This is a genomic window from Zobellia alginiliquefaciens, assembly GCF_029323795.1.
Classification (GTDB): Bacteria; Bacteroidota; Bacteroidia; order Flavobacteriales; family Flavobacteriaceae; genus Zobellia; species Zobellia alginiliquefaciens.
This window is the reverse complement of record NZ_CP119758.1, coordinates 4,625,800-4,639,558: the sequence shown is the minus strand read 5'-3', so window position 1 is coordinate 4,639,558 and position 13,759 is coordinate 4,625,800. Positions and strand designations below refer to the sequence as shown.

Genomic DNA, 13,759 nt, shown 5'->3' with positions numbered 1-13,759 from the left:
ACTAGTTGTCAGTTGGAGTTTCGCCTTCTTTTTTAGGCTTTGCCTTTGCAATGGCAATAGAATTAATAAGGTCTTGCATATTCATGTTCTTCAGTTCTTCATCCATAAAAAAAGGGGAGAGTTTATCGTGATTATAGCGGTAGACTTTCCATCGTTTTAAGGAATATTCAAGTGCGGTCAGGTTTTCCACCCAATCCCCTGAATTCAAATAGGTACATGATCCTTTAGAAGTCTGGTGTAGGCTTTTTTTAGGTTGATGAATATGTCCGCAAACCACATAATCGTAACCGTTTTCAATCGCAATATCTGCAGCCGATTTTTCAAATTTACTCGTGACCTCCATACTTTTTTTACCGTTCTTCTTTATTGTATTGGATAAGGAGTATTTGTCTTTTCCTCTTTTTTTTAATGACCAATTGAACATTCTGTTCGCAATAAAAAGAAACGCATATCCAAAACTGCCTAATTTGGCGAACAATCGAGCATTTTTTATCGAAAAATCAAAAATATCACCGTGAAAAAACCAAGCTTTTTTACCATGCAGGTTTAGGACCAATTTGTTGACAATATGCAAATTTCCTAAAGAAATACCCGCAAACCTCCGCATCATATCATCATGGTTTCCTGTGATATAATAAACCTCGGTCCCTTTCATGGATAGTGTGATAATCTTGCGCAAAACCTTTGTATGTTTAGTAGGGAAGTAGCTTCGGTTAAAGCGTTTAATGTCTAGGATGTCACCATTTAAAATAAGGGTTTTAGGCGAAATGCTGCTTAAATAGGTGAGTAATTCATCTGCATGGCATTCATGAGTGCCTAAATGTGCATCTGAAATTACGGAGATATCTATTTTTCGTTTTTTCATATTCAATTGGTGTGTACTACTGTTTAGTATTCTGAGTCACTTAAAAAACGAAGAAATACAAGTGGGTGCACTTGTATTCCATTTTAAAAGAAGGGGATATACAAATTAATCACTTGCATGTAAAGTCTAAGTAAAATTGATACTATGATTAGATGTTGAAACCATTAAAAAAACTTTAAGGGCTATATGTGTGATGATATGATGAATTGGCAATGGCTAATTTTGTGGTCAATGATTTAAGATTTATCTTTACTGCTTGCTTAAACAGAAAACCAAAACCGCTGTAAACCGAGCCTGTTTATGTTCAATTACAGATTTTAAGGTTTTGGCAGTTTTGGATTGGGTAGTACTAACTTTTAATTTTTTAGAATGGCAGGAAATTCTTTTGGAAACCTATTTAAACTCTCCACTTTTGGGGAATCTCACGGTGCAGCAATAGGGGGTGTGTTAGATGGATGTCCTTCAGGAATTGAAATCGATTTTGATGCCGTTCAAAATGAACTGAACCGAAGAAAACCTGGACAGTCTGCAATTGTAACCCAAAGGAAAGAACCGGATACGGTTGAATTCTATTCGGGTATATTTGAAGGTAAGACTACAGGGACGCCCATTGGTTTTGCCATTCATAATACCAATCAGAAATCTCACGATTATACACATATCAAAGATTCCTATAGACCATCTCATGCAGATTATGTATACGACCAAAAATATGGTTTTAGAGATTACCGTGGGGGAGGGCGCAGTTCTGCACGCGAAACAGCCAGTAGGGTAGTAGCAGGCGCTATTGCCAAGCAATTTCTGTCCGAAATGAAAATCAATGCCTATGTTTCTCAGGTAGGCAACATGAAAATGGAAACTCCGTATCAAGAGTTGGATTTTTCATTAATTGAATCCAATCCTGTGCGTTGCCCTAATCCAGATATGGCAGCTAAAATGGAAACGTATATTAAAGAAGTGCGTGGAGAGGGAGATACAATTGGCGGCGTAATTACATGTGTGATACAAAATGTGCCTATTGGCCTTGGCGAACCTGCTTTTGATAAACTTCATGCAGAGTTGGGGAAGGCAATGCTATCCATCAATGCGGTAAAAGGTTTTGAATACGGCAGCGGATTTGCTGGAGTTGCCATGAAAGGCAGCGAGCACAACGATCAATTTAATCAAGATGGGACTACCAAAACAAACAATAGCGGTGGTATTCAAGGGGGAATCAGTAACGGAATGGATATCTACTTTAATGTAGCTTTTAAACCTGTTGCTACAATTATTCAACCGTATCAAACTATTGATAAAGACGGGAATTTCGTACAAACCAAAGGAAAAGGGCGTCATGATCCATGTGTAGTACCGCGTGCCGTACCTATAGTTGAGGCTATGGCCGCATTGGTAATGGCAGATTTTAGCTTGCTAAATCGTACTATTAAGGCAAATTCGTAATCAATTTATTGGTAATTTATTAATTCCATATGCGATTTGTAGGTTGTTTTTCTGCTTTCGGACCAAAAGCAGTATATTACTTCCTTAAACTTTGATGCATGCAAAAATTGGAATTACACTGGAGGATACTAATCGGAATGATCCTAGGTATTCTCTTTGGATTTGGAATGACTTATGTAGAATGGGGAAAGGACTTTGTCCTAGATTGGATAAACCCGTTGGGAACCATTTTCGTTAAACTTCTGAAGCTCATTGCAATTCCACTTATTTTAGCTTCGTTGATCAAGGGCATATCCGATTTAAAGGATATTTCAAAATTCAGGAATATTGGTTTACGAACCATTGGTATATATATTGGCACTACAGTTATAGCAATCTCCATAGGACTTGTTTTAGTAAACCTTCTCAAACCGGGTGAAGGAATATCAGAAGATACCATCACACAATTAACGGAAACTTACTCCAATGATAGTGGTGTTACTTCAAAATTGGAAGAGGCGCATAGACAGCAAGATAGTGGCCCGTTGCAGTTTTTAGAAGATATGGTTCCCGACAATGCCTTCAAGGCACTGGGAGATAATAGTCTAATGCTTCAGGTGATTTTCTTTACTATTTTTATGGGTATTTCTATGCTCTTGATAGGAGAGGAGAAAGCTAAGCCCTTAAAGGATTTCTTTGATTCGTTAAATGATGTAGTCCTAAAGATGGTAGATTTGATTATGCTTACTGCGCCAGTGGCGGTTTTCGCTCTATTGGCAAACGTAGTAGTTTCATCGGGAGATTCTGATTTACTGTTTGCACTGTTAAAATATGCAGGTGTAGTTGCTCTAGGGTTGATACTTATGATTGTCTTTTACAGTATTGTAGTAACCACATTTACACGATACAGTCCATGGAAATTCTTAAAGGAAATGAGTCCAGCCCAACTGTTGGCATTTTCCACCAGTTCTAGTGCCGCCACACTACCGGTGACTATGGAGCGTGTGGAAGAACATATTGGTGTGGATAAAGAAGTGTCTAGTTTTGTACTTCCTGTTGGTGCTACCATTAATATGGACGGAACAAGCCTTTACCAAGGTGTTGCCGCTGTTTTTATTGCCCAAGCCCTAAGTTTTGATATGCCTTTTTCTGCCCAACTAACAATTGTACTTACTGCTTTATTGGCTTCCATTGGTTCTGCGGCCGTTCCCGGAGCAGGAATGGTGATGCTTGTTATTGTACTTGAGGCGATTGGCTTCCCTCAGGATAAATTGGCAATAGGTCTCGCTCTTATATTTGCCGTAGATAGACCTTTGGATATGCTCCGTACCGTAGTAAATATTACAGGTGACGCCTGTGTTTCTATGTTGGTCGCTAAATCTGTAGGCAAACTGGGTAAACCCAAAGTGAAAAACTGGGATGACAACTACAATGAGGTCAAATAGACTATAAAATTATTCCCGTAAAATAGTAAAAGGCGTTTGTTCAAGTGAACAAACGCCTTTTACTCAATTCTCAATTCTCAATTCTTTTCACTGTCAGCTCCTTCTTCTGCATCTTTAAAAGTAATATCATCATCAATAACACCTTGGAATGCTTGAATCCATGCGTTTTTAAATATATTGGTAACGGTAGGCCAAAGTTTTGTGCCCACATTGTTCAGGTCGCCCTCTAGTGGAACTTTTGTAGCCAAAGTATCGTTCTTTTGGTTTTTTAGAAGGAATTTAAAGAAACCTACGAACCCTTCCCAAAGCGTTGACAAAAAGCCATCATCCTTTCCAACCAGTTTACCGTTTTTTATTATCGGTTTTAGGGAGCCTTTTAAGAATCCATCGGCAATGGCGACCTCCCCAAAAACTTCAAAGGTTCCACTGTCAAAATCAATTTCTGCATAATATTTTGTGAAATCATTTAAAGCTTTTACATCGGCATTCGTTATGGAGAAAGCAATATCCATATCCGGAATTTCTTTTACTAAATTCATTTTCCCATCTAATTCCATAGCTCCATTTCCAATAGATGTTGCTGTAGCGTGTATGTCCGAAGGCAAAGTACGTTCTTGCTGTACTACGTTTCTGAGGTTGGTCGCATTCAGGTTTATATTTTTAAGATTGAGGTCTATTGTTGGGTCAGCTTGAAGTTGTACAAAGGCAACCGTGCCCTCCGTTATTTTAAGGTTGTTGATTTCTATAGGAACCAAATCGGTGAGTGCCTCGCTCCAATCTTCCACCTCTGGTTCGTTAATACTGTCTTGCTGATCTTCAAAGACGTAAATTACTTTGGGGCGTAAAATTTCTATTTCACTAACAATTTTCCCATCCAAAAGGGCACTCCATTCCACAGAAATATCCGATCTTTCAAAATCCAAGAAAGGCACTTCTGAACCCGCTTCAACCTTGCTAAGAGATAGATTTTCAATTACATATGCCCCGCGGTATAAAGCAATATCAATACCATCAACATGCCCGTAGTATCCAGGGATATCCGCCAAAACACCATTCACATAATTCTTGACCAAAACCGGCATTAATAAACGTAGGCCAATTAGAAAAACAATAATTCCAATGGGAATCATGTATCTCTTTTTCTTAAATCCTCGTTTTGTCTTTTGGTTTTCCATACTTGAAGTATTCATCGTAAAAGTCGATTTTTTGAAAGATATTTAATGATACATTCCGATAAAAGCCTAGCTCATAAAGAGCTATGTGTAGAGATTTGATGATTTACTCGATAATCTAGACTAAATGCTCCAAGGCTTGCCTCGAAACCAAACTGCATTCCTTTTAGCACCTCGCGGGCTTGCCCCGAGGTAGTTTACTTGTTATAGTGAAAATAAGAATTATACTTTGATATTAGATTGATCACATCTAATTAATCGTATACGATACAAGTATTAAGTGTTGATGTATATATGTTGTAAACCATTGACTAATCATCAAACTGTCGGTATCTGGCCATAGTGAACATATAAACGCCATAACATACCAAACCTGCAGCAACCACACCCATCAACCAAGGACCAGATGAGTTTTGTTGAATAAATTGAAAAGCTTCAGAAGTTCCTTTCATCTCCGAGGAATCGCTGCCTGCTAGATTAAAACCAGCTTTCAAAAAGAAGTAAGCAATAATACTCGTCATAATCCCTCTGGCAATAAGTCCTATGTAACCCATATTCTTAATAAATTTTCTACGGGTAGCATTGGAAAGAGAGGAGAGATTAAATTTCTTTAAAAAATTACCTTTATACACTTTTATAAATTGATAAAGTCCTTTTCCTGCTAAAGCAGCTCCAATACCTATAAAGGCATAGGTTCTAATATCACCGGATAAAAAAGAGCTGGAGCTACCAGAACCGGAGTTAGGTTCATAAAAAATATCTACAATTGCAAATATTCCCAACGCAAGATAGATGAGACCACTTATAAAAAAGCTGATTCTTTTGACCATCGCTTTGCCATCGGACCCCATATTTTCCGGATCCTGAATGCTTTGGACAAAGCGCCATAAAGCGTAGCTAATCAAACCCAGGCCCAACGCGCCTAGAAGTACGTTACCAAAAGGTTGCTTTTCTAAAAATTCTATGACTTGAAATTTCCCTGCTTTTTGGCCTCCAAGATTAAAGGCTGCAAGAAATGCTAATATTCCCGTAATGGCGTAGACAGCTCCTTTGGCTGCAAAACCCACGTAGGCAACTTGTTTTATTTTATCGTTCATGGCAAATGAAGTTTGGTAATATTACTTCAAACTTCTGATTACCTATGTCCCTATTACGATAATAATTGAACGTAAAGAAAAGATGGTTCCTAAATTTTTCTAGGAAAGAAATTTATTCTGTAATTCTGGCGTAGGAATCATACATTGTTCCTTTTTGCCGTACCATTTGTATCGGTTTCGCGCTACAAAATCATATACGATATTACGTAAACTACTAGGTAACCAGGATAAAGCAGAAGAAATTTCCTTGTAACCTTTTAGATTCTTACCAATCTCCAATGCGGCATCGGATTTAATATAAAAAGCGACTCCCGGGTCAATTAAAATAATAGAATCAATAGTCTCGGAATCAATATTACGCTCTGAAATCAGCTTTTTTCCCAATTCACTTTGCAGTGGGGCAAAACGGAAAATATCATTTGTATCACGTTTAATGATAAACTGAATAGCGCCATTGCACAAGTTGCAAACGCCATCAAAAAGTACGATTTGTTTTGAATTTTCCACAGCATAAAATTAGTCTAGTGTAAGGTGATGTCCTAATGTTTACAAACAATTAAATGAATAATCACTTCTTAACCCGCTCCACAAGCTCCAATTGGTCTACGCTTACATTAGTCGTAAAAATACCATAGTTTACAATCGCCTTGTTTTTTTCAAGGGTATCTATAGACCCCACTGCTTTACCATCTTGCATACGCACGCGATCGCCCACCTTAAAAATAGGCCGTGGCTTGTTCTTTTCTTTGATAACCGCTTTTTTCTTTTCGACTATCTTCTTTTCACGAATAACCTTCACCTTTTCCTGAACTTCTTGAACCACTTTTGCTTTTTTGGCCCGTTCAGCCTTAGCTTGGTTCGCGGTTTTCTTCTTGCGCTTGCTGTTTTCGGTTTCTACGATGCGCAGTAATTCGGAAACCAACGGTCGCTTCTTCTTATCGCGGAAATATCGGTCTGCCGCTTTATCTATCTTGTTCCCCAGTTGCACCATGCGCTGGTCATGGTCATATAGTTCTTGGTAATTCTCCAATTTGCTTTTCACCTTAGCATTGAGCATTTCCAACCGAGAAGCCTCTTCACGTGCTTTAGACTCTTCTTCTTGAAGTCTGGAACCTGTTTTAGCCATTTTACTGCGTTCTTTCTGTAATTTGGCTATGGTGGCATCAAAACGGACTTTCCCTCGCTCTATCTTCTTCTTTGCTTTGTTAATCAAGCTATACGGTATGCCGTTCTTCTGGGCAACTTCAAAAGTAAATGAACTTCCTGCCTCACCCAACACCAACTGAAACGTGGGTTCTAGCGTTTTGCTATTAAAGACCATGTTGGCATTTGTGGTATGTGGCAATTCGTCCGCCAATGCTTTTAAGTTGGCATAGTGCGTTGTAATTACACCATACGCACCACGTTCGTAAAACACTTCTAAGAAAGCTTCCGCTAGAGCGCCACCTAATTCCGGGTCACTACCGGTACCAAATTCATCAATTAGAAAAAGGGTATCGTCATCACAAATCCGTAAAAAATTCTTCATGTTCTTTAACCGGTAGCTATATGTGCTCAGATGATTTTCTATGGATTGATTATCCCCAATATCAGTAAGTATTTTATCAAACAAACAAACAGAACTCCTTTCATGAACGGGAATTAGAAGCCCTGATTGAAGCATTACTTGAAGTAGGCCAATGGTCTTTAAAGTTATACTTTTTCCACCTGCATTTGGTCCACTGATTACAATTATCCGGTTTTCGGCATGTAATTCTATGGTTTGCGGATACGTTTTTGCTCCTTGTAATTTATTGCTCAAATACAGTAAAGGGTGAAAAGCATCACGTAAATAGAGTCGCTTTTCATCATTGATTTTAGGCAACAAGGAATTCGTATCACGGGCATATGCAGCTTTTGCGGCAGTAATATCAATATGTGTTAGATAGTCCTGATATTCCGCCAATAGCCATGCAAATGGCCTTATTTGGTTCGTAAGCTCGTTTAGTATACGCTGAATTTCTTCTTTCTCGTCATATTCCAGATTATTCAGCTCCCGGCTATATTTTAAAGTAGCTTCAGGTTCTATATAAACGATGCTCCCCGTTTTGGAGGTGCCCATGACGGTTCCTTTCACTTTACGTCGGTACATGGCCTTCACCGCCAAAACCCTGCGGTTTTCCACAACAGACTCCCGTATATCGTCTAAATAATCAGAACCGTGATAGGTATTTAATGCTGAAGCAAAACTTTGGCCAATTTTACCTTTCACCTGATTCATCTGACGGCGAATGTCGAAAAGCTTGTTGGATGCCCTGTCTTTCACCTCTCCAAAGCGGTCAATGACTACCTCAATTTCCTTAGGAATATCCGTATTCAGCTCAACTCTGGCTGAAACCTCAAAGAGTAGGGGGTAATACTCCTTGAATTTTTTAAGGAATTTTTTATGTGAGGCCACCGTTGTGCAGATGGTCCCGATTTTTTTAAAACTAGAGACTTCTAAAGTCGTATTTTCTATTCTAAGAAGTTGAAGCTCTTTGTTTATAGTGTCAAAACCATGAGGAGGAATTCGGTTTTCATTCTCAAAAGAGGATAAATACTCCGCCGTTTGCCCTAAAATTTCAACAACGGACTCCTTATCGGATATCGGAACGATTTCCAATGCGCTTTCTTTCCCCATTTCCGTTGAGCAGCGTGCAGAGACTTGCTCTAAAACAGTAGGGAATTCTAGGTCTTGTACGGTCTTAGCGTGAATATTTGCCATTCTTATTTAATTGCGACGGCAAAGGTAGGCATTGATAGTGAAATGTGAAACGGGTTGCGACACCAAGAAAGACAAACATTACTCAATACGTCTACCTACCGTGGTAAACGACAGTCCTTGTTGAGACATAGTGGAATTCATTACGCCTTCAAATAAAGGTTCCGGACACCCTTTAGGCACTTTCCATTCTATTAAAAAATTAGAACCGGTACCGCCTTCAATATCAACTTCATCAATAATAATTTCGGTGGTTTCCATGGGGGCTAAATAGATGGGGTGGTCAAAATATGTTCTAACCGATTTTCCATGGGTATCAAAGTATTCGGCCTTTGTTAAATAGATGGTGTCTTTATCACTTGTATTCCGTAAACTGGCCATCGCCGTTAAATTATGGGTCTTGTGCTCGGATATACTATAAATTTGAGAATATATGGAAAGATAGGTCTTGCCGTATTCCAGCGAGTCTTTGGCCGAAATTGAAACCTTTCGCTTTGCCCAATTTTCAGGATTTACAGAGCTTATTTCTTTTTCTTCAGGAATGCAGCTAAAAAGTAACGACACCATCAATAGGGATAAAACACACTTTTTCATTTTGTAAATATTTAAAGCAGACCTTTCTTAGCCAATGCACTATATATTTTAGGTAATTTTGAAATTGATACAAGAACCGGTTCCCTTAAAGAAGGTTTTTCTTTGACTAATACCAGTTTTTAGGCAATTACCCTTGCGTTACAAAAATGATAATAATAAATGACAGTACAAATACATAACAGTTGGTTAGGGCCACTTTCCGAAGAATTTGAAAAACCCTACTTTAAAGAATTGACTCATTTTGTAAAAAAGGAATACGAAGAACACATTTGCTACCCCAAGGGTAAAGACATTTTTGCCGCTTTTGACCATAGTCCGTTTAATAAAACAAAAGTGGTGATTATTGGTCAGGACCCCTACCATGGGCCAAATCAGGCAAACGGACTCTGTTTTTCCGTAAAGGACGGTATACCGCACCCACCTTCTTTGCAAAATATTTTTAAAGAGATTGAAACCGACTTAGGAATACCTTATCCCGTAAGCGGAAATCTAGAGCGTTGGGCGGAACAAGGTGTTTTACTTTTGAACGCTACATTAACCGTACGTGCACACGAAGCAGGAAGCCACCAGAAAAAAGGATGGGAAATTTTTACGGATACCGTAATCAGGAAGTTATCAGAAGAAAGAGAAGGCCTTGTTTTTTTACTATGGGGAGGGTTTGCAAAAAAGAAAGCAAAGCTTATTGATGGGAAAAAACATCATATTCTAACCTCTGGACATCCTTCTCCATTAAGTGCTAATCGTGGTTACTGGTTTGAAAATCATCACTTTAGTCAGGTTAATGAAATCCTTAAGAGAAAGGGGTTAGAGCAAATTACTTGGTGAATCAATAATTTTTAAGCAGATATAACATATTACCAAAGGTTTCTTTTAGCTTTTAAGCTAATATTTTGCGATTATGATAAAATACCTGACAAATTAACAATAAATACCTTACGTTTTAGGTTATTTATTTAATTTTAAATAAGATTTTTTATCTAAACACTAGACGCAGCACTAACCAACAAAGAAACCATGAAAAATTTAGAGCAATTAAATTCAATATTACTTATTGATGATGATGAAATAAACAACATCTTACATTCAGTTTTTATTAATAAATTAGATTTGGGTTTAGAAGTTAATACAGCGCTAAATGGTAAAGAGGGCCTTGACTTTATTTTGGGTGATGGCGAGGTAAAATTAGAATTGCCATGCATGGTAATGCTTGATTTAAAAATGCCGATTATGGACGGATGGGAGTTCATGAAATCATATGAAGAATCTGTTCCAAAAGAATTGAAGGATCAAATCACCATAGTTCTAGTAACTACAAGTGATAATCAAGAGGATAAGGATAGAGCGAAAAGCAATAAGTTTATTGATGATTTCTCTCAAAAACCTTTATCTGACGATACTTTTAGGCATTTGATTCAAAGTCATTTCAATCTAGTCGTTATTTAAGTTAATTTAAGATCTTTGATAGGGAAATAGGTTTATCAATTAGATTTAATTCCCTTAAGGTGTCTTGAACTTTTGTTAGTGTAGCTTCTGGAAGTTGCTTCTGGCTCCATTGCGTTATTCTTAACCACTCCTGAATATCCTCCAATTGCTGTTCGTATCTGTTGGCTAGACTGCGACCTATACTTGGTATTTGTTTAAATTCAGAAGTATAGTTGTTAATGACCTCTAAAATATGTCGTAAGATACTTTCTTCTTCATTAATGAATTTTTGAGTAGCTGCAACTACAAAACAAGGCCAAGGAGTAGGGCAGTCGCCCAACCTTCTAAAAACAACTTTGTCCACCAAAGGTTTTGTTGTGAAGTGTTCCCACATGAAATAATCGGCTGTACCTTCTGTTAAAGCGGTAACTGCTCCCTGAAGATTATTTATGATTTCAAATTGCAGCGTTTCTGTAGACCATCCTTCATTTTGCGCGTTTACAAAAGCCATTAGATGGCTTCCGCTGCCCATCCGGCTAATTGCAGCTTTGGTTCCTTTAAGGTCGGCTATGGATTGGTATTCGCTTTTGGCACCTACATGTATTCCCCATTGTAACGGCGTAGAAATATATTCTTGAACAATTTTAGATGGGTTGCCCTCCGTTATACTCTTTACGAGACCTTCAGTTAGAATTATGGCCAGATCTGTTTCATTGTCCTGAAGCATTTGGCACATTTTCCCCGTCCCTTCCGGAACCTCCGTCCATTCTAAATCAATACCTCTTTCTTCAAAAGCGCCTTCTTCTATGGCCATATGCCACGGAAGGTTAAAATGTTCTGGAACGCCTATAATTCTTACTTTTTTCATATGTATGCTGTGCTACTTAATGTTGTAAAATTAAGAAAAATCCATTGGAGGAGAAGTATCATAAACAATCCTTCTATTTGTCTACCGAAACTGCTCTGTAATTAGCATTGCGTTTTTGCTTCAGATACTCATAAATAGCATATTGAGAACGGATGGGATTTCCTTCTTCTGGTGACACCAGTGTATTGCTATCCTTTGCATCCTGCACACGGGCCTTTGCCGTATCGTTTAACTGAAGCTCTAGAATATCTTTTAATTCACTAAAAACATCGGTATCCAAAACAGGGGTGAGCACCTCAATCCTTCGGTCTAGATTTCGTGTCATCCAATCCGCAGAGCCAATATACATTTTTTCGTCTCCATTATCGTGAAACAAATAGATACGGCCATGCTCTAAATAACGGTCTACAATACTAGTTATAATAATGGGAGAACTGCCCGGCGGCAATTCCTCAATGGGTTTAGCAATTAAACAGCAAAACCCGCGAACAATTAGACGGACTTGTACACCTGCTTCACTAGCACGATATAGCGCATCTATCATGGTTTGATCTTCCAGGCTATTCATTTTTGCGGTAATCTTTGCAGGAAGGCCAGCTTTACTATTTTTTATTTCGGTTTCAATGGATTTTAAGAATACATTTCTGGTATTGAAAGGCGAAACAAGCAGGCGTTTTACTTTGGGGATAATCAAACGGCGTTTTAAAGTTGAAAAAACCTGATATAAATCGTCAGTTATTTGATTGTGAGCTGTAAAGAGTCCATGGTCGCAATAAATTCTTGAAGTGGTGGCGTTAAAGTTTCCAGTACCTATGTAAGCATATTTTTGAATAGAATCGTTTTCTATTCGTTCCACTAAGGCAATTTTGGAATGCACCTTAATATTAGGAACGCTAAAGTAAACCTGAGCTCCATTATCTTGGAACACCTTACCCCATTCAATATTGTTCTTTTCGTCAAAGCGCGCTTTTGCTTCTACAAAAATAGTTACTTTTTTTCCCTTTTTAAGCACCAGAAGTAGCGCGTCTGTTAACACCGAAGATTTTGCGATACGGTATAAGGTGATTTTAATATGTAGCACCTGATCATCTTTAGCGGCTGCAGCAATAAACTGTTCCACCACATCAAAACTTTGATACGGAAAATGCACCAATTGATCTTTCTCTTTTATGGATGAGAAAATATCTTGGGTTTGAGACAACACAGGATGCGGTAGCGGCTGTTGTGGCTTATAGACTAAATTAGGATTATCCGTAGGGTTTTTTAAGCTGAAAAAATCCGAAAGGTTATGATATCTCCCCCCTGGAAAAAGGTCAATTACGCCGATATCCAAGACTTCCCTGATAATTGTTAGAAACGCCTCAGGCATTTTAACATCGTACAGCAGCCGTGTGGGTTGTCCTGATTTTCTCTGATCTAAAGCATCGTAAATTTGATCCGCTAACGGCGTGTCCCCAAAATCATCTTCCAAATAAAGTTCAGCGTCTCTGGAGAGCTTTAAAGAATAACTGGCCTCAATTGTTCCTACTGGTAAAAGTTTATCCAGATTCAATTTTACCACATCGTCCAAAAACATAAAAGAATGGTCGTCGCCAGGAAGCTTAACAAAGCGCTCGTGGGTATTAGAAGGTATACTTACAAAATAACATTCACCATTGGTCTGAGCTACGAAAAAATAGAGTCCACCATCCTCCAGTTTTGGTTTCTCTTCCGCTTTAAATACATTACAATTTTCTGAAACACCCTTGAAAAAGGTGTCTAGAAACTGTTTTTGGTCAGGATTTAGTCCTTCATCCGTCAAAAAGCGAATATGCTCCTTAGCGAGTTCATCGAAGATTTCTTCCATGATGCTGCCAAACCGCTGTTGTTGTTCATCTACAATACCCAGAATTTTTTTCAAGGTTTTGTTTGAGCGTAAAACCAGTTTCTTTCGAAGGGATTTGTCAACGGATTTTAATTGTCGAAGTTGTGAAACACGCACTTGAAAGAATTCATCAAGATTTGATGAGAAAATGGCTAAGAATTTTAGCCGTTCCAAAAGAGGAGTGCTGGGATTGGCAGCTTCCAATAGTACTCTTTCATTAAAAGACAACCAATTTACATCTCGGTGTTTATACAATTTTCTGTCCATAGCTTA

The 13,759-nt window shown here is 38.3% G+C and carries 12 protein-coding genes; 4 read left to right on the top strand and 8 right to left on the bottom strand.

The window, feature by feature from the left end; translation table 11 throughout:
- Window position 1 precedes the first annotated feature (1 nt).
- Entirely contained in the window at window positions 2-865 is an 864-nt protein-coding gene (locus P0077_RS19140) for a UDP-2,3-diacylglucosamine diphosphatase (RefSeq protein ID WP_276166801.1), read from the bottom strand.
- A 369-nt stretch (window positions 866-1,234) separates the two neighbouring features.
- Here P0077_RS19140 and aroC point away from each other — a divergent pair, with 369 nt between their 5' ends.
- A complete protein-coding gene (aroC, locus tag P0077_RS19135; protein ID WP_276166800.1) occupies window positions 1,235-2,305 on the top strand; it encodes a chorismate synthase in 1,071 nt (356 codons plus the stop codon).
- Between the two features lie 98 nt (window positions 2,306-2,403).
- The gene (locus P0077_RS19130) at window positions 2,404-3,729 is read left to right on the top strand and encodes a dicarboxylate/amino acid:cation symporter (RefSeq protein ID WP_276166799.1); all 1,326 of its coding nucleotides are present in this window, start codon (window positions 2,404-2,406) and stop codon (window positions 3,727-3,729) included.
- A 77-nt stretch (window positions 3,730-3,806) separates the two neighbouring features.
- Here the strand turns inward: P0077_RS19130 and P0077_RS19125 are convergent, their stop codons facing one another.
- The 5 genes from P0077_RS19125 to P0077_RS19105 all read right to left on the bottom strand — a co-directional run bounded on the left by P0077_RS19125 (window position 3,807) and on the right by P0077_RS19105 (window position 9,332).
- On the bottom strand, window positions 3,807-4,919 hold the full coding sequence (locus P0077_RS19125; RefSeq protein ID WP_276166798.1) for a DUF748 domain-containing protein: 1,113 nt from the start codon (window positions 4,917-4,919) through the stop codon (window positions 3,807-3,809).
- A gap of 293 nt (window positions 4,920-5,212) precedes the next feature.
- Window positions 5,213-5,998 carry a DUF1206 domain-containing protein gene (locus P0077_RS19120; protein ID WP_276166797.1) on the bottom strand — a complete coding sequence of 262 codons (786 nt, stop codon included), beginning with the start codon at window positions 5,996-5,998 and terminating at the stop codon, window positions 5,213-5,215.
- A 99-nt stretch (window positions 5,999-6,097) separates the two neighbouring features.
- A complete protein-coding gene (locus P0077_RS19115) occupies window positions 6,098-6,505 on the bottom strand; it encodes a thiol-disulfide oxidoreductase DCC family protein (protein ID WP_276166796.1) in 408 nt (135 codons plus the stop codon).
- Between the two features lie 61 nt (window positions 6,506-6,566).
- Window positions 6,567-8,741: an endonuclease MutS2 gene (locus P0077_RS19110; protein WP_276166795.1), complete on the bottom strand. Its 2,175-nt coding sequence runs from the start codon at window positions 8,739-8,741 to the stop codon at window positions 6,567-6,569.
- Between the two features lie 78 nt (window positions 8,742-8,819).
- The gene (locus tag P0077_RS19105; protein WP_276166794.1) at window positions 8,820-9,332 is read right to left on the bottom strand and encodes a DUF3124 domain-containing protein; all 513 of its coding nucleotides are present in this window, start codon (window positions 9,330-9,332) and stop codon (window positions 8,820-8,822) included.
- 159 nt (window positions 9,333-9,491) lie between these two features.
- Here P0077_RS19105 and P0077_RS19100 point away from each other — a divergent pair, with 159 nt between their 5' ends.
- Both P0077_RS19100 and P0077_RS19095 read left to right on the top strand, forming a co-directional pair.
- Window positions 9,492-10,157 (top strand): uracil-DNA glycosylase, encoded by a 666-nt coding sequence (locus P0077_RS19100; protein ID WP_276166793.1) that lies wholly within the window; start codon window positions 9,492-9,494, stop codon window positions 10,155-10,157.
- Between the two features lie 189 nt (window positions 10,158-10,346).
- Window positions 10,347-10,775, top strand: a complete 429-nt coding sequence (locus tag P0077_RS19095) for a response regulator (RefSeq protein ID WP_276166792.1) — start codon at window positions 10,347-10,349, stop codon at window positions 10,773-10,775.
- A 1-nt stretch (window position 10,776) separates the two neighbouring features.
- On the opposite strand, the gene P0077_RS19090 is transcribed toward P0077_RS19095, so the two are convergent.
- Complete coding sequence (locus P0077_RS19090) at window positions 10,777-11,622, bottom strand: substrate-binding domain-containing protein (protein ID WP_276166791.1); 846 nt, start codon at window positions 11,620-11,622, stop codon at window positions 10,777-10,779.
- A 73-nt stretch (window positions 11,623-11,695) separates the two neighbouring features.
- Window positions 11,696-13,753 (bottom strand): polyphosphate kinase 1, encoded by a 2,058-nt coding sequence (gene ppk1 / locus P0077_RS19085; RefSeq protein WP_276166790.1) that lies wholly within the window; start codon window positions 13,751-13,753, stop codon window positions 11,696-11,698.
- Window positions 13,754-13,759: the final 6 nt, after the last annotated feature.